This is a genomic window from Candidatus Moraniibacteriota bacterium (assembly GCA_016699385.1).
Classification (GTDB): domain Bacteria; phylum Patescibacteriota; class Minisyncoccia; order Moranbacterales; family UBA1568.
In genome coordinates this window covers 317,339-334,884 of the sequence record CP064974.1, presented here as the reverse complement: position 1 = coordinate 334,884, position 17,546 = coordinate 317,339, and the positions used below count along the sequence as shown (strand labels likewise).

General features: G+C 45.5%; 15 protein-coding genes and 1 tRNA gene. 1 reads left to right on the top strand and 15 read right to left on the bottom strand.

Going from position 1 to position 17,546, the window contains the following annotated elements:
• Window positions 1–23 precede the first annotated feature (23 nt).
• From IPJ67_01570 to IPJ67_01535, 8 genes are all read right to left on the bottom strand, one after another.
• On the bottom strand, window positions 24–1,247 hold the full coding sequence (locus IPJ67_01570) for an LCP family protein (GenBank protein ID QQR77817.1): 1,224 nt from the start codon (window positions 1,245–1,247) through the stop codon (window positions 24–26).
• Window positions 1,248–1,346: 99 nt separating this feature from the next.
• A complete protein-coding gene (locus tag IPJ67_01565; protein ID QQR77816.1) occupies window positions 1,347–2,525 on the bottom strand; it encodes a glycosyltransferase family 4 protein in 1,179 nt (392 codons plus the stop codon).
• A gap of 73 nt (window positions 2,526–2,598) precedes the next feature.
• Window positions 2,599–3,144, bottom strand: coding sequence for a hypothetical protein (locus tag IPJ67_01560; protein QQR77815.1), 546 nt, complete (start codon window positions 3,142–3,144; stop codon window positions 2,599–2,601).
• Window positions 3,141–3,956 carry a rod shape-determining protein MreC gene (gene mreC / locus IPJ67_01555; protein QQR77814.1) on the bottom strand — a complete coding sequence of 272 codons (816 nt, stop codon included), beginning with the start codon at window positions 3,954–3,956 and terminating at the stop codon, window positions 3,141–3,143. The genes IPJ67_01560 and mreC overlap by 4 nt, the downstream gene beginning before the upstream one ends.
• Window positions 3,957–3,988: 32 nt before the next feature.
• A complete protein-coding gene (locus IPJ67_01550; GenBank protein QQR78027.1) occupies window positions 3,989–5,032 on the bottom strand; it encodes a rod shape-determining protein in 1,044 nt (347 codons plus the stop codon).
• Between the two features lie 192 nt (window positions 5,033–5,224).
• Window positions 5,225–6,550 carry an aspartate--tRNA(Asn) ligase gene (aspS, locus tag IPJ67_01545; GenBank protein QQR77813.1) on the bottom strand — a complete coding sequence of 442 codons (1,326 nt, stop codon included), beginning with the start codon at window positions 6,548–6,550 and terminating at the stop codon, window positions 5,225–5,227.
• A 9-nt stretch (window positions 6,551–6,559) separates the two neighbouring features.
• The gene (locus IPJ67_01540; protein ID QQR77812.1) at window positions 6,560–7,036 is read right to left on the bottom strand and encodes a response regulator transcription factor; all 477 of its coding nucleotides are present in this window, start codon (window positions 7,034–7,036) and stop codon (window positions 6,560–6,562) included.
• 142 nt (window positions 7,037–7,178) lie between these two features.
• Window positions 7,179–7,967, bottom strand: coding sequence for a glycosyltransferase family 2 protein (locus tag IPJ67_01535; GenBank protein QQR77811.1), 789 nt, complete (start codon window positions 7,965–7,967; stop codon window positions 7,179–7,181).
• Between the two features lie 156 nt (window positions 7,968–8,123).
• Here IPJ67_01535 and IPJ67_01530 point away from each other — a divergent pair.
• A tRNA-Arg gene (locus IPJ67_01530) sits at window positions 8,124–8,196 on the top strand.
• 76 nt (window positions 8,197–8,272) lie between these two features.
• On the opposite strand, the gene IPJ67_01525 is transcribed toward IPJ67_01530, so the two are convergent.
• From IPJ67_01525 to IPJ67_01495, 7 genes are all read right to left on the bottom strand, one after another.
• The gene (locus IPJ67_01525; protein ID QQR77810.1) at window positions 8,273–9,949 is read right to left on the bottom strand and encodes a hypothetical protein; all 1,677 of its coding nucleotides are present in this window, start codon (window positions 9,947–9,949) and stop codon (window positions 8,273–8,275) included.
• A 59-nt stretch (window positions 9,950–10,008) separates the two neighbouring features.
• On the bottom strand, window positions 10,009–10,602 hold the full coding sequence (locus IPJ67_01520; GenBank protein ID QQR77809.1) for a GNAT family N-acetyltransferase: 594 nt from the start codon (window positions 10,600–10,602) through the stop codon (window positions 10,009–10,011).
• A gap of 31 nt (window positions 10,603–10,633) precedes the next feature.
• Window positions 10,634–11,572: a hypothetical protein gene (locus IPJ67_01515; GenBank protein QQR77808.1), complete on the bottom strand. Its 939-nt coding sequence runs from the start codon at window positions 11,570–11,572 to the stop codon at window positions 10,634–10,636.
• A 140-nt stretch (window positions 11,573–11,712) separates the two neighbouring features.
• Window positions 11,713–13,110, bottom strand: coding sequence for an aspartate--tRNA ligase (locus IPJ67_01510; GenBank protein QQR77807.1), 1,398 nt, complete (start codon window positions 13,108–13,110; stop codon window positions 11,713–11,715).
• 12 nt (window positions 13,111–13,122) lie between these two features.
• Window positions 13,123–15,111: a hypothetical protein gene (locus IPJ67_01505; protein QQR77806.1), complete on the bottom strand. Its 1,989-nt coding sequence runs from the start codon at window positions 15,109–15,111 to the stop codon at window positions 13,123–13,125.
• Window positions 15,112–15,240: 129 nt separating this feature from the next.
• Window positions 15,241–16,548 (bottom strand): hypothetical protein, encoded by a 1,308-nt coding sequence (locus tag IPJ67_01500; GenBank protein ID QQR77805.1) that lies wholly within the window; start codon window positions 16,546–16,548, stop codon window positions 15,241–15,243.
• Between the two features lie 370 nt (window positions 16,549–16,918).
• Window positions 16,919–17,461 carry a hypothetical protein gene (locus IPJ67_01495; GenBank protein QQR77804.1) on the bottom strand — a complete coding sequence of 181 codons (543 nt, stop codon included), beginning with the start codon at window positions 17,459–17,461 and terminating at the stop codon, window positions 16,919–16,921.
• Window positions 17,462–17,546: the final 85 nt, after the last annotated feature.

Here is a 17,546-nt window from a genome sequence, read left to right as displayed (position 1 = left end):
AAAAACAGCTATCTTAAAGGGGGTTAAGGAAGTGATTCAAATAAGGCATGTATCTTGTCGTAGTTGTCACCCTTCGGGAGCAAGATATATCCAGCGCCGCCGGTGTTCTCCGGAGCATAGAGAAGTCCATTCTCGGAATTGTCCACCACGGTATCTTCAGCAAACTTCATATCCTTATTCTCCATATATATATCAAACAAACGCTTGAGCTCCCATGCCTCCATAGTCGTCTGCACATTGTCACCAAGACTATTGAGAAGAGCATTAACCTTTCCGAAATCCGAAAGCGTGCCAAGACCCAATGCCTTCTGCTGGAAGGCTTCCATGACGGCATGCTGACGTTTCGCTCGCGCAAAGTCGTTCGACGTCACCCGAGCTCGGGAATAACACAGTGCTTGTTCACCATTTAAGATACTTGTCCCTGCTGGAAGATTGAAGACACCGCCGCACTCGACATCTTTATTGTAGCAAAGCGGATACGAAGCAACGAGACGACGTCTTCCACTTCCTGTTGTAGTATATTTGTTTTCATACTGCTGAGGACTCGTTGGAACGGTAAAGACAGTAGGATCGCAAACATGCGGCTCTCGAAACTGCATCGGCTCAGTAAATGGCTCAGAGAGCGTCACTGACACTCCGCCGACAGCATCAATCGCTTCTTCAAAGCCTTTAAAATTCACCGATACAGCATATTGTATTGGCTGACCTGTCACTTCGGAAAGAATCGTCTTCATATCCTCAAGCCCCTGACCATCGCCTTTTTGTTCACCGTAGGCGTTCACGGCGTTTATTTTCTGTTTATCAGATGTCCCAGGAACAGTCACATAAAGATCGCGCGGAATAGAAACGAGTGACGCTCGAGCAGTGTCGGTTTCACCGTTTTTTGGGTGAAAAGAAAGTATCATGATAGTGTCCGCAAGAAGCCCTCCACCTTCGACTCCCTTCCCACGCATCCCAAGAAGTGCAATATTAACGCGCCCAGCGTCCTCGCCGACAAGCTTTTTCTCAACGCCCGGAAGTGAATTAACGATATTTGAAAAAATGTTCCCATTTGGCGCGATGCGACTCACAATCGAATTCGCTTTCCACAAAACAACGCCTCCCACGACGAACAATACCGCGAGTGTCCACAGCGTCACTTTCACCCAACGCCGCATCCCCTTCTTCTTTCCAGCAGACTTGGAAGAAGGCGTTGTTGATCGAGACGACGAAAACCCTGACGATGTCCCAAAAGAACTCGAGCTCATAGAGTATGAAGATACAAAAAAAAGTAAAAACGAAAAGCGTATCTCAGAAGCGCTACAAAAAAACAATTTTTCCTGAAAAATAAACTTTCTTAACAAACTCTAAGAAACCGTCCTTTCATGAAAACATATTTTCTCATAGATGACAAGTAGTGCCTTGGCACTCTTTTCCCATGAGAAGTGCTGAGCGCGAACAAGTCCTTTCTCTTGCAACGTTTCGCGAAGAACAAGAGAGCGACAAATCTCAGACAAAGCCACAGACAAACGTTCAGGGCTATCAAGAACGACGAAAAGTGCTGCATCGCCCCCTGCTTCCCGAAGAGCGGGAATATCCGAAGCAACAACCGGCACTCCCTGACTCATCGCCTCGAGAATTGGAATGCCAAATCCTTCGTAGTACGAGGGAAACACAAAGAGAGTTGCAAGACGCATGAGGAGGGGGAGATCCTCTTGATCAACAAATCCTGGAAACACAATGTTGCCTCCCATCCCCAGACGCGCAATCGTTTCATTGATGCGTACATCGAAATGGTGTCCCCTTCGATTCCCTACCAGGACAAGCTTTATATCTCTCATATTGGCGTTTTGCTCTCGAAAACGAGAAAAAGCTTCGATGAGTGCTGGAATATTCTTCCTCGGTTGAAGCGTCCCTACATAAAGAAAGAATGATTCCGGAAGATGATATCTCCTCTGGAGTGTTCCAACACGTTCCAAACTCAAATTCTTTTCTTCCCGGAAAAATTCCGGCGCAACTGCATTGTATACCACGGCTATTTTCTCCTCTGATACCACATAGTATTTCACAATTTCTTGTTTCGTAAACTCCGAAGGGACAAGAATGGCGTCCGCACGTTGAAGACTTCGTGGAATAAGAAGATTCAGAAACCATCGATCAATCCAATCGATATACTGCGGATACGCTCGAAAGGAAACATCGTGTATGTGCGTCACCACCTTCGTCCGCATCGGCACAAAGAACGGCACAATATACTGCGTGTGATAAATGTCAACTGCATGTGTCCGAAGATATCTCGGTATCCACCACCCATTCCAATCGAACTTATTCCGTGCCGGGAGACTCACGAAACACACCCGATTCCGGTCAGTCACGCCCAAACGGACTTCCAACTCACGAAGCTCACTATCCGTCCGCTCATCAAGAAAAAGGAGGTATTCATTCTCCGTATCCGCCTTCAGCAATTCTCGTACCAAATTGAAGAATACCACTTCGTCTCCAGTTCGATTCTTGCCGACATTTCGAATGTCGATGCCTATTTTCATACTCCCATTCTAGCGCATAGGATACCACAAACAAAGCGCGGAGAAATACATGCAAACAACCCGACTCGATATATTACCGTCGACCAACCTTGGTTCGTTCGAAGAGATCAAGGTATCGCTCAAAAGAAAACGTAATCGGAAGTATCAATGCGCATACGCCCATAGCTACAATGAGTGATATGGGCAGTGTCGACCAATGCACCCCGGAGAAAAATGCCGAAAAAGAAAGAGCATCTTCGGACATAAGTGAGAACAAAAATATTTCAATCAAACGAAACGCTCCTTCAAATATCCAAATCAACCCCCCGAGAAACAATATTCTCCCGGCATGGTATTCAAATATAACCTCCTTTGCCGTAAAACTCAGAAGCGCCGCAAGCAACACAAACTCAACCGAAGCATGACCAAGTCTTCCCAAAGTTATCGCATCGAGAAAAAATCCAGCAAGAATCACCCACACCCACGAAAATGAAAATCCGCGGAAGAGCGTGATTGAAACCACCATAGCAAGAAGAATCGGCGGCGGAACAATCGGCGATATGAATACCGTATTTGAAAATGACACCTGAATCAGGGCGCCAAAAAACAAAAAAGCTGCACGAAAAAGTATTGGCTTCATGATTTCGCATTCACAACAACAGACACAAACCGTACTCGATCGAGATGAATCGGCGAGGCAAGTGTCGCCCGCTGAAACAGCCGATCAGCAGATAGTTCAATCGACGACACCGATCCAACTAAGAGCCCTCGCGGTATATCTCCACCAAGTCCAGAAGTAATCACTTCATCCCCGGAAGCAATCGTATCCGACTGCAGCACCATATCGAGAACCAGCCCGAGCCCGTATTCTCCACGCACGACCCCTCGAGCCTCGTGCGTCCCCGCAACCGCATTAATCGCGCTTGCCGAATCGGAAATAAGAAGCACTCGCGCCGAAAAGGGCGTCGCTTCAACCACTCTCCCAATCAAAACCCCAGAACCCACAACAACCGCCATACCATTCCCAACCCCAGAAGACGTCCCCTTATTAATAAGTACGGCGCCACCAGATGATGCACTATCTCGACCAATCACTTCTGCCGATAAAAGATCGAACCGGTCACGCGGCGCAAGTTGCATCTCCTTCCGAAGCAAGTCATTTTCTCGTGACTGATCGGCGAGATTGGCGTTTCCCGCTTTGAGATTCGCATTTTCTTCCAAAAGACGTTCGTTTTCTTGCTTGAGTGTTCCAATCGATGAGAAGAAAGAACCAACCTGCCCAATATGATAGCTAGCAAATGCCGTCACATTCTGTAGCGGAAATGCAATCGCCCCGAAAACCGTCCTCACTGAGAACGCGATAAACGGAGAATTCCACAGGTATATAAGAAGACATCCTGCGATAATAATCGCCAGTTTTCCAAACTTGTTTTTCCACAAAGCGCGAAACATCTCGAAAGATACAAAGATTCAATGCACGCAAATTACCGAAGTGGCGTACCGCGGTGATCCTCCACAAGCACTTCCCGCAGACGCTCCATGTCTTCAAGAACCACTCCTGTACCACGCACAACCGCTGTGAGCGGATCTTCCATCATGCGTACCGGTATACCCGTCTGATTTGCAAGCAAACGATCAAGTCCGCGAATGAGCCCTCCGCCACCTGCAAGAATAATTCCCCGCTGAAAAATATCCGAGAGCAACTCCGGTGGCGTTTCTTCGATGATTGTCTTGATATTGTTAACGATGATTCGAATCGAATGTGAGAGTGCTTCACGAATATGCTCATCGGTCGCAATAATCTCCTTTGGTAGCCCACTCACCAAATCACGCCCCCGTATAGAATACGTCATGGGTTCTCGAAGCGTATAGGCGCTCCCAATGGCAATTTTTACTTCTTCAGCCGTCTTCTCTCCGATAAGAAGATTGTAGGAATCGCGCGCATACCGAACAATATCCTCATTCATTTCGTCGCCCGCAATACGCAGACTCCGCGACACCACAACCCCGCCCAAAGAAATAACGGCAATTTCCGTTGTCCCACCGCCGATATCGACGACCATATTGCCAGATGCCTCAATAACCGGGAGTCGCGCCCCAATCGCCGCCGCCATCGGCTCATCTATAAGGAATGCCTCGCGCGCACCAGCATTCATTGTCGCTTCGATCACCGCGCGCCGCTCCACTTCTGTGACGCCGGACGGTACGCCGACCAATACTCGCGGTCGTCGAAGAAACGCAAAGCCACTATCATGTACTTTGTTGATAAAAAACCGAAGCATCTGCTGCGTAATTTCGAAATCGCTCACTACGCCGTCGACCAAGGGACGCGTCGCCACAATATGCCCCGGCGTCTTCCCAACCATGCGCTTGGCATCGCGCCCGATGGCGAGAATTTGCCCCGTTCGTTGATTAACAGCGACAACCGACGGCTCATTGATGACAATGCCCTTCCCTCGCACATAAACGAGTGTATTCGCCGTGCCAAGGTCAATGCCAATATCCTGCGAAAATCTCCCAAAAATCATATCGGAAACTTGCTTCCGATGACGTCGGTATCGATCCCTCAAAGAATTCGACGAGTTTGATTCCATACGTGCACAAAAAAATCCAAGACAAAAGCGTCCTCCATTCACCGTATCAAAAAACCAGAGGAGAAACAAGGCAATCCGCAATACAGATCGCCTTGATTTCGGAAAATACATTCAAGATATTTCTTTCTACGGCGTGAGTCGCTTCACATCTCTCGGGAAGAGGACGGCTTGCTTGATCGTAGGGAGTCCGAGGAGCTGTTGGATGGTGCGCTCGGAACCCCAGCCCCAACCGCCGTGTGGCGGAGCACCATAACGGAAGGTGTCGAGATAGCTCGAGAAATCGTCCGGATTCATACCACGCCTCTTGATAGACTCAACCAACTTTTTGTAGTCATGAATACGCTGTCCACCCGTCGCGAGTTCGAGTCCGCGGAAGAGCAGATCGAAACTCTCGGTAAACTGTGGATCGGCGCCCGTCATCGTATAGAACGGGCGTATGGCAGTTGGATAATGTGTCAGAAACACAAAGTCCGATCTTGTCTCCTTTTTCACGTGTTCGCAAATCAACCGCTCACCTTCGGGATCGATATCAATTTCACCGCCTTCCATTTTCTTACCATATTCCTTCTCGAGAATTTGTAGAGCTTCCGTCAGTTTCATTCGCGGAATAGACACCCTTTCCGGCACGACCGCCTCCCATCGTTCGAGCTCTTCTTGTCCCTCCTTACCTATTTTTTCAAATATCTCAAAAACAATGCTTTCGAGTTCATTCATGACATCGCCAACATTCTCAATGAATGCCATCTCTCCGTCGAGACTGACATATTCATTCACATGACGCGTCGTAAAGTGTGGCTCCGCACGGAAAACCGGACCGATTTCGAACACCCGTTCGAAGACACTTGCGCCGGCTTGTTTGTAAAACTGCGGACTTTGCGCCAGAAACGCATCCCGTTCAAAGTATTTAATCTTGAAAAAGTTCGCACCGCCTTCAGTCGCCGCACTCACAATTCTCGGCGTCTTCACTTCGAGAAATCCGCGCGACCGAAGCGCTTCGGCATAGCTAAGCAGGAGCAAACTATACAGTCGGAAAATCCCTTGCGTCTTCCGGTTTCGAAGCGAGAACGTACGATTATTGAGCAGTGTGTCGAGATGAAGACTCTCAAGTCCTCCTTCGGCAATTTCAAACGGCAACGGACTCTCGGGCGTGGAAAGAATGAGCAGTTCTTCAACTTCTATCTCAATACTCCCCGATGTACTCGATCGCTCCGCACCGCCCGGTCGGAGTTTTGCAACACCCATTACTTCGATAACGCATTCATTTCGACACTCCTTTGACGCCGCATAGGCCGCCTCATGATCCGGAATGACGACGAGCTGCACCACCCCGCTTCGATCTCGCATATCAAAGAAGAGGATTTTCCCATGATCGCGACGCATATTGACCCACCCCTTGAGCCGGACTTTCTCACCAATATGACGCGGTGTTTCCGCAATGAGTGTTCGTTCCATATCGATTCCTTACTGATTAGTCTCTTCGTTTCCTTCAGTATTTGACGCATCTGACTTTGGCATGTCAGGCGTTTCTACGCTTTGACGACTCGCATTGTACTTCTGCGCCTCAAACTGTCGGAGGAATCGCGATACTTCCGCAATGAGTTCCGATGGGGAGAAATCCGTCTTTGAGATAAATCCACTCGCACCAAGCGCCACTGCTTTGTCCCGATCATCCTTCTCGCTGAGATTACTAAACATCACAATCTTTGTATCAAGATTGTAGCCATTCTTCGGATCACGCAGTTTCTCCAAAATCTCCATGCCACTCATTTCCGGCAACACAATATCCAGCAAGACGAGATCAAAGGATTCCCTCAACAAAATATCCAGAACCGCCTTCCCAGACATGGCAATGCGAACTTCGAACCCAGCAGCAGAAAACTTCCGCTGATAGATTTCCGATATCATGGGATCGTCTTCGACCAGTAATATTTTTGACATAAACGTATCTTTTGAGAGAATTGGCTGTTCATTCTACAGTGCAACATCTTCATCAACACATTCCTTCAACTCTATGTCTCGAATGGGAAATATGCAAGGGGTATCAACTCAAACAAGTCCACCCAAGCAATTTCAACCAGCATCACTGGCATTTCCATTTGAACGCATATTTCATCCATGACCGGATATGTTCACGCGCCAAACGACTCGTGAAAGGCGCGATAAACCACCGAGAACGAGCACTTCCCCTCGCATGATCATGCACGACCATCGCATCGGGACAATAGACCACTCGCAGTCCCTCCCGCCAGGCACGCCGACAGAGATCAATGTCTTCGAAATACATAAAGAACCGCTCATCAAATCCTCCGACACGACGGTAAAAATCAGCGCGAATCATAAGGCATGACCCAAGCATCCAATCCACATCACGCATATGCTGATGATCGAAGTCCGTCATGAGGTAGCGTCCGAGATGATTCGGCGTGAGTCGTCCGAGGAGCGTCCGCCGAAGAATCGGCGTCCACACCTTTGGAAAACGCAGGCAAGAATATTGCAGCGTCCCATCCGGATTGAGGAGTTTCGGTCCCACGATACCGATGTCTTCACGCTCCCGCATAGCATCAAAGAGTCGACGAATCGCATCGGGACGAACTACCGTATCAGGATTAAGGATGAGGAGAAATGACCCCTTCGCCTGCTGTACGCCGAGATTGTTCCCGTTCCCCATACCACCATTTGTCTCACTTCGGAGAAAGAATGCTTCCGGGAACTCCCGACGGAATTCATCGCCAAAATCGTCTTCTTCACTGTTGTCAACAATGATTATTTCATGGGAAATACCCGAAAATTCGGCTTTTCTCAGCGAAAAAAGACAATTCCGAGTTTTCTCTCGGCTTCGATAATTTACCAAAATAATACTCACATCCATAACGTCGACATGCCGGAAAAAAGACGAGAAAACCGATAGTTTCCGTACTCCTATTGTACAATACCCCCGAGAGAAAGTATACTGTCTGAAGGATTTCATGCCCCACAAAGGAGGGAAAATCACAGCATCTCCTCTACGAATTTCTTGTGATATTCCGTCTCTGTAGCTCAGTGGATAGAGCGTCTGGTTCCGGTCCAGAAGGCCGCAGGTTCGATTCCTGCCAGGGACACATCAAAATGTGCCACGTACAAGAAAATCACCAAGCTATCTTGGTGATTTTTCTTTCCCAAAAAATTCGCATTCGTCTATCCCCTCTTCACTGGAAGGTCGACAGAGAAGGTGGAGCCTTTGCCGCTTCCTTCGGAGGTGACACCGATACGACCGCCCTGCGCTTCGATCATAGACTTGCCAACATAGAGCCCGAGGCCCGTGCCACTCACATGCATCTTGCCACTTTCTTTCCCACGAGAAAATTTCTGAAACAAAGCGGACATCATATCAGCATCGATACCCACTCCCGTATCCGTCACCGAGATACGAATGAAATCTGCCGCCTCTTCCGCATGTACTCGGACGCTTCCGGCGGTAGTATATTTCAGTGCATTGTCGATAAGGTTTGAGACAACTTCAAAGGCCTTCTGCCTATCAATCCACGCAAGTGGAAGCGCTTCTTTTGGCAGTTCGAACGTGAGGTCAAGCCCCTTCTTCTTGGCAACCAGTGCAAATGTGTCGTGCAATTCGTTCAAAAATTCCGGAACATTCACCTCCGCATATTCATATTTGAGCCGCCCCGACTCCATACGAGAAATATTGAGCAAATCCTCCACGAGATGCACGATTCGCTCATTTGCCGTATAGATCTTGTCGAGCACATCTGATATCGACGAGGGCACCGCCCCATACGACCCCTCGAGCAAAAGCGAGACAAATCCCTTAATGGCCGTCAAAGGCGTCCGCAACTGATGCGATGCAATCGAGATAAATTCCGTCTTCGACTGATCGAGTCGCTTCAATTCCACATTCGCCGCTGCAAGTTTGTCTGTCACGATCTGCAGCTCCTCCTTCCGCCGAATCTCATTCTTCACCGACCGAATGAGCATACTTCCAAAAAGAATCGAAAACAAAAACGTGAGCGATGTCAACACGAAGTTTACCTGCGACACTACAAAGAAGAGTTGTGACCCAATAAGAATTGCCAGTCCAACAACAAGAGCCTGTACAGCAAGCACTTTGACATTGAATGCATGATACCGAACCATAAGATATCCGAGAAGCCCCATAAAAACCGGCATACCGAACAGACCATAATGAATCAATCCAAAATCACTCATCAAGCCATTGTCCACAAGAAAACTCGCTAGAAACCCACTCACAAAGAATGAGAGCAGGAAAAACTCGATGCCAAATCCGAAGAGCACTATTTGTCTCTTCATATCACGAGCAAGGCTTCCATGCCGGACTCTGGAGAGTATCAGAAACAGTATCCAGAAAAATGCAATAAAACCAACGAGATAGTAGTAGTTTGTAAAATAGAATCCCTCATTTGGAATACCGCAATCACCGAGACTAAATGTCGCAAGATTGTACGCAGTGGGAGTGAGCAGCACTATCGGGAAAAACAAGAAACTGAGTATCGACTTCACTTTCCACGAAACATCGCCCTTGTCAAGAAAAGCGTAGACGAAATAAACACTCAAAAGCGAAATAAGCGCATAGAGTATTCCGAAAAACGACCAGACAAAGAAAATCACATCACTGTCATTACTCACCCATGTGACCAAATCGCAAAGCACCCAAAACAGAAAAGCAATGGAGATAAAGAGAAGGAGCCGTGCCGCAAGTACTCCGCGATTGTTCAAATACACAAAAGCGCCAATAAAAAGTGCAATGATTGCCGTCGGAATATGCGAGTAATACAGAAGCGGTGGCGCCTCAGAAGAAAAGAAGAAAAAATACGGATCAGAGAAGCCAGGACAAATCATAAGAAAGAATGAGAAACAAAAAATTTAATGTATTTTTATTATATCACAATCAACAAAATCTATTCGATATTCCACACAACATAGTCATATGGCTCGTCACCGCCAAAGTGCCATTTTGGGATATGTCGAACTGAGGCATTCGCATACATTTTTTGAATAAGTCCGCTCAAATCGCTCCCAACTGCCTTCCGAGCATGAGCAGAGATCCGCTCGTAGCCACTCTTTCGATTCTTCACCTCTTGGCGAAATGCTTCAAGAAGTTGTGCACCCCCTCTTCGCCCGGCACACTTCGGATCAATACCGATTGTCTCGAGATAGAAACAAGCAGAATCATCCTGAAGATCCCGATCATACTCTCGGAGCTCGCCACACACTTCAGAAAGCGGGCGACCGAGTAAATATCCTACAGATACATCTCCTTCTCGGAGAAAAATATGCAGAGATTCCTCTTGCTTCAATATTTCCCCGTAATATTCCTTTGCGTCCGGATATTGCCATGCGTCCGGATAGCATTGCTTCTCTAGACGCAAAATATCCTCCAGAGTTCGTTCGTCAGCGCTTCGAACTACTACAAGATCAAACGGTTGCTTTTTGATCTCACAAACAGACCCTCTCCTCGAAGGAGATTTTTCTTCTGGCATAAATTCCGACATAGAAAGAAAGCTGATAAGAATTCCGATAGCCTTAGATGTATTGTATGAGATACACGCCGAAAATCATAATCACCATTGCCACTACCTTCACTCGCAAACCCTGAAACTGCGCAAGGCACATCGGGCGCAACAGTTTGAGCTGATTCCAGGGTAGTGCCTTTCCCGCAAGGAATATCCCCAAAGCAATGATGACGATAAATAAAGGCTGGAGACTCTCCACTGCCGATACCAAAGAAACCGGGCCGAGACTCGTTGCAAGATTTGAGAAGAACTCTCCGGAGAGCTGAAGAAACTCAATACCAAGAAAGAAGAAAAAAAACGATCGAAACGTGTGATGAAGCTGCCGTCGAGTGCGTCTCGGAAGGAAGAAGATATAACCAAGCACTCCGCCACCAACGATACCGAAGTTATAGAAAAGATATCCGCCCCAATACGTGGTGTGTTCATAAACGCCCTTCAGGCACACCATCGAGAGTCCCATAAGGAAGACGGCGATAAGCATTTGCTTGGAAACCGAAGGGAGAAGACCCGTGTCGACTCCCTCCGAAAAAGAGAGTGTGAGGGCGCCGACAAACAGCAGGAGAATGCCGAAATATTCCAATGCGCTCAATCGCTCCCCAAGAAGCACAAAAGCAAGTATCGGAACCATTGCCACCAACAGATTCCACAACATCGATATCACGGACATGTCACCAAAAGAGAACACTCCTTTGAAATAGAAAAAGAGCGAAGCGATATGAAAGAGCCCACCAAGAACAGCGAGGCCTGCAATCAGCCCCGATTCCGGGTATTCAAAACCGACAAATGGAATACTCACCCACAACATCGCCTGCATCACACCAGAGACAATGGTAGGCTCAAGAGGATGAGAGAAGATGCCGTCTTCGCGAAGGTACATATCGATAATCTGCACAACCGCCCCAATAATGGCGCCAGCGGTTGCAAACAGAAACCACGATTGCTCTGACATATCAGTTTTTCAGAGAAAGATACCCCCACTTTTCCAAGAGCGCTCGCTCCTGTTTCAGGAATTTCTCGCCGATATCAGTTCGATAGAATTTCTTTGGAATGACGATTTTCCTGGCATGCATAGAAAGCAAGGCAATTTGTTCATTTCTTCCGTTTTTCAATCCAAGCTTGTTGCAAAGTTTCATCAGAGAGCTCGCTTGGAGCACCCATGAGCAAGTCCTTTGCCTCGCCTGTTTTTGGGAAAGCAATTACTTCACGAATACTCCCCTCTCCAAGAATGGTGGAGAAGAGACGATCTATACCAAGCCCCGTCCCAGCATGTGGCGGAACACCCAAGGAAAATGCCCGAAGCATATGCCCAAATTTGTTCTGAATTTCTTCTTCTTCGAGTCCAAGCAACTCGAATACATTCTTCTGCAGATTAGCATCATATATGCGGGCACTCCCGGAGCTGATTTCATACCCATTAAGAACAAGATCAAATGCCGTGGATCGAACAGAGAGCGGATGAGTTTTCATGCGAGGGATATCTTCGTCAAGTGGCATAGTAAATGGGTGATGCGCTGATGAAATCCCGCTTTTTGAAGAGCTATCTTCCTCAAAAAGCGGAAATTCCGTCACCCAGCAAAATGCCAAAGTATCATCATTCTCGCCTTTTCTCATATCCGGCTTATCACAACCATAATTCTTAATCGATTCTGCGTAGGTCATTCGCGGAAATGGTGTAGCAAGAATCTTCTTACCAGGAAACACTTTCGAAACAAGTGCTTTCACGGAATCCTCAACCGTCTGCATAACATCTCCCTCGTCAGCAAAAGACATTTCAATGTCGAATTGAGTAAATTCCGGCTGGCGATCCTGCCGTTGATCTTCATCACGAAAACACCGTGCCACTTGAAAATATTTCCCCATACCGGAAACCATGAGAAGCTGCTTGAATTGTTGCGGAGATTGCGGGAGAACATAAAACTGCCCACGATGAATCCTTGAAGGAACAATGAACTCCCGAGCACCTTCCGGCGTTCCTTTGGTGAGCATAGGCGTCTCCACTTCACAGAAGCCGTTTTCACTGTAATAGTTCCGAAGAAAAAGCATAGCTTCATGGCGGGACCGGATATTCCTCTGCATTCGATCTGATCGAAGATCGAGATACCGATATTTCATACGGAGAGATTCATCTATTTTGCTCGTGTCATCGTCGACAGGGAATGGAAGAGCTGTTGACAATGCGAAGACTCGAAGGGTCTCCACAACAAGTTCTCTGTCGCCAAGAGGTTGATTTGCATTGATGCAGTTTTGTTGCCGTTCAACAATGATTCCAGAAACCTGTATAACTGACTCGAGAGAAACCTCTTTTATCTGCTCAAATACTTTTCCAGTAAAAACAACTTGAATTTTCCCTGAGAAGTCACGAAGATCACAAAAAGCAACCTTCCCATGCAACCGAAGACTGTGCACCCACCCAGAAAGTGTAATATTTTTTCCAACACATTCTCGACTCTCAGCAATAGAACAGTCGTTTCTTCTATAAGTTTTCATAACGGTTTCTATTTAAGGAATAATATGCGTCTGGCTTCTTGGGAACAATACGACATCTTCGACAGTACTACACTCGAGCAATTTTGCAATAACCCGATCAATTCCAAGACAAAAACCGCCATGCGAAGTTGGCACCATAAAATAATCAAGGTAGAAGCGAAAGTTTTCAGGGTTTATACCTGATGTCTTCATCCTCTCAATAATGCGAGAGACATCCGTCTCGCGTACGGCGCCAGAACAAATCTCCCAACCCCTATAAATGATATCAAAAGACTCTGTGTAGTGTTCGTCTACCTCTTTCGTATAAAACTTTTTCGTCAGGTTCGGATAATGAACAATTGCAAAAATATCCCAGCCACGACTCTCTTTTAAGAGATTTGCAATTTCATACTCTCTACTATAACCAAGGTCATCCCCATACGAATAATCAGTATCAATATGAGCAGTTACTATCTCAAATACCTCGTCATAACTTATGGACTGAATTTCTTTTGCAATAATATCCTCTTGCACAATAAGTTGCTTTTCCAACAACCTCTTCGACGAAAAATGAAGTATTTCTCCGGCAGCAGAAAGCAAAATTTCAATTCCTTCGTTTTTTTTCAATTGCATTTCAACATCAAGTCCCCATGCTTCTGATAAGTGCCTTGCGGTAGGACTCGCTTCTTCACGCCAAAATGGTCCGTACTCAAAAATTCTCTTCATCCCAGATAAGACAAGCATTTGTTTATACATTTGGTTAGACTGTCGCAGAAAAAGCTTCCTTTCGTACCACTGAACAGAAAATAATTCCTCACTCGCATTGTTCCTTGGCGGATCAGTTGATATCGGCACAATATATGGAGTATGAACTTCAGTGTAACCCTTCTTTTCCTGTAGATAGTCTCGAAAACCTTTTTCGAAAATACTTCTCAAAAAAGCAATATGTGCCAAGTTTTTATTAAGCCTCTTTTTGCTCAGTTCCAAATTTAAGCCAACTTCCACATTTATTAATTCTTTTTCTATAGCACGATACACCTCATTAACATTTTCTCTAATAATCTCATTTGCCTTCTCAATTTGAGCTACCCAATCTCGATATCGCTGGGCAGTCAGCTTTTTTATGGTCGCTATCGAATAGATATACGCGCTTTTATTCAGAGATGCGAGCAGAATTGTGTTTTGTGGATTTCCAACATCAATAATTTTTGGTATATGAGACAATGCATTTATTTTCTCTGCTTCTTCGTAAGAAAGAACACTCGAGAGACAGAAAAAAACAGCATCATATCCCTCTATTTTGTCAAGGTATTCACTAAACTCAATTCTAGTTCTTGCTACTCCAGCTTCAATTAACCTATTTGCTCGGAATGCTGTTCTATTTGTAACATCAACACATTCAAAACCTTTTTCATGCAGAACATTCACAATGAGATTTCCCATAGCCCCACACCCGACAATCAGAATACGTTGAGATTGGTCGCCGTTTACATTCTGAAGCAATTCTACCGCTTGTCGACCAACTGAAACATTTCCGATTCCTATAGATGTCTTCTCTTTTACTAAAAGCGCTACTTTTTTAGCCGACCGGAAAAGAACCTCCATAACCGGACCGGAGGCTTTAAATTTTTTACTATTTGTCAAAGCGAGTCGAACTTGCCCAAGCACCTGACCATCCCCAACAGTCACGCTCTTCAATCCAGAAGACACCTGCAAGAGATGTTCGACACACTTGTTCTCGCGGTAAATGGTAATGTCAGATTCACCAAAACCATCCGGATCAATGCTAACAGATTTCCATGTCTCTACAATTTTTCCCAAATCAAAAGTTCCCCAAATAAAAATCTCCGTGCAATTACATTTTTGCAAAATTACCACCTCTTCTACACAAGAAAGTTTCTTAAATCTGTCGTATCCCTGAGAAACATCATTGATATTACAGGCATTAACAATACCTTGAGCATTATTGTTCAAATTTATTGAAATACAATAAAGATCTTTTTTTTGCAAGGTTTTTCCCATACAGCAAAGTAAGAAATACGATAAGCAGCTAACAAAGAGAAGGTACTAGGAAAATGAGTGAAAAACAAGAATACTGCCCTCTTTACCGAAAAAATCGAGAACTATCAAAATGTCCTCATCATTGAATCGTTAGTGTTTCCTCTTTAGATATCCCCACTTTTCCAAGAGCGCTCGCTCTTGTTTCAGGAATTTCTCACCAATATCAGTTCGATAGAATTTCTTTGGAATGACGATTTTCTCAGCCAATGAGTACGCTTGTTTTTGAGCGGCCTCAACCGTCTTTCCAACACCACTCACATCAAGAACAAATCCCCGCTTCCCAGAGATATAAAGATTGCCTTGCTTGTTCGTTGAAAGTTCTTCGATGTGAATTCGACTCAACTCATCTTTTGTCAATTGCTCTTTGAAAAACACACCGGAACCTCGAACAGAATACCGCTGTGAAATAGCAGTATAAGGAAAAGGAGGCGTCGCCAAGAGGACAATAACACCAAATCCCCGCTTATATTTCAGATTATACGACTTCCCATCAGCAACTGCCTTGAGAAATTCGCCCCACGGAGAAACATGCAGACTCGCCTGCAACTGCGTTGACGGAGAACCAAACCGTGCCGTTGCTTCCAATGGATATATGCCATCTTTATCAACAATGCAGTTAATATCAAAGTCTCCATGAAAACCTATCTCCTGCAAATAGTTCTTTAGTTTCGCAAGCGTCCTCTGAAAAAGCACGTTATCCTCATTGTCATCGTACCACATGAGCGTTCCCATTTCGTCAGTCTTTGGACCCAAACCACCAGCGCACAAACTCTTGTATTCAACATTCATTTCAATCGGACCCACCCAGTCATGCCCATTAAAATATCGCGCCACACCAATTTCGACACCGTATTTTCTTCGCTGCAATTGAATAGAAGAGGCATCTTTCTTATTATATTTTCTATACGACTTCAGAATTTCAATTACATCGCTTCCATCCGCCATGTGTCCAACGTAGTTGAAAATTTTGGATACATGCCCATTTTGTTTCACTACCCACTCACCTCTATTCTTCTTAACAAATGCAATTGCCTCATCAAGTGAGTAAAAACTTTTCGATGGTATAGTAGCAATGCCACATTCTGAAAGGATTTTTTCACCAAATGCCCGATTGTCTTCCAACTTATCACCAAGCGCACATCCCCCAACGACAGAGTACCCTCGTGCTCGCAATTTATCCTGTTCTCGACCGTATCCGGTACTGTCAAAAACAATGAGTCCATTTTTCCCAACCCATTTCAGTTCCTTTTTCCAATCACTCACCTTTGTCACCATTCCTTCAAGATTCTGTTGCTGATCCTTGTCGCGGATGAAAAGCTTCACATCATGCCCTTCTTGCTTGAGGCGATAACACAAGTCTCCTCCGGATAGATCTCGAGATACAAACAATACACGCATATAAATATAATCCCCCTTACGGCTTCATTCATTAAAAGTGAACCTTAATTTATATCACGAAACATTATCTATGTCAATAATAAAAGTCAAAAAAAATGGACAGAAATGTCCATTTGAAAAGCCTCTACAATCGGGAAAATCCCGATAAAACACCGCTCCTAACTATAAGTTCCAGCTGAATCATATCAGAAACATCTCAGAAAATCTGTCAATAACTCTCGAAATCACCAATCTTTCCAGCCTCACCACACCAAATCCCCGAAACAAATACGGGGCATAGATATCTTCTCGAATCTTTCTGGAAATTGTAGCATATTCCAAAAAATATCACTACCAGTGCTCACCAAAAAGTTTTTAGAGAAAAATTAGACTATATCTGAAACCGAATCGGCGAATATAACGAAGCATGTTTCTCATAAAAAAACGCCCATTCTCGATCACCAAAGCAAAAGTGCCACCATTCTCCGTAGAATGGTGCAAAATCGGCAGACACCATCGCATCGCGAAGAAGAAGTCGATTAGAAAGCGCCTCAAAAGAGATCCCTTTTGCAAAGGTTTTGATAGCATCCGCGCGACTAAAATCAGATATATCCGTCCCCATATCGAGATTGCCCGATGCTGTCGCTATCGTGACATCCACAGCTCCTCCAGTTGGGTGCCCTGCTACTTCCGGGACGGCAATGAAGTTGTGCGTCAAGGAAATAATTTCGCTTTCATCAAGTTCTTGATGTTCTTTTGCGACAACCTGCCGCATTTCGGAAAAGTATTTTTCTTGAACAACTGGGTGGCGGTATCCGTAAACGATCCGCAAGCAGTATTCGGGATTCTTGGTTTTAAGGAAAACATTTGCTTTTGCAAGTCGATGCGCCAATCCTTCGCGGACGAATACCTTTTCTCCAGTGAAACCTTCCATATCGCGCTGGACATGTTCACAGATTATGGAGTAATCAAAAGTATTTGCCTCAACCAAAGTCTCCCCATTTTCGCTGGTGGGGATT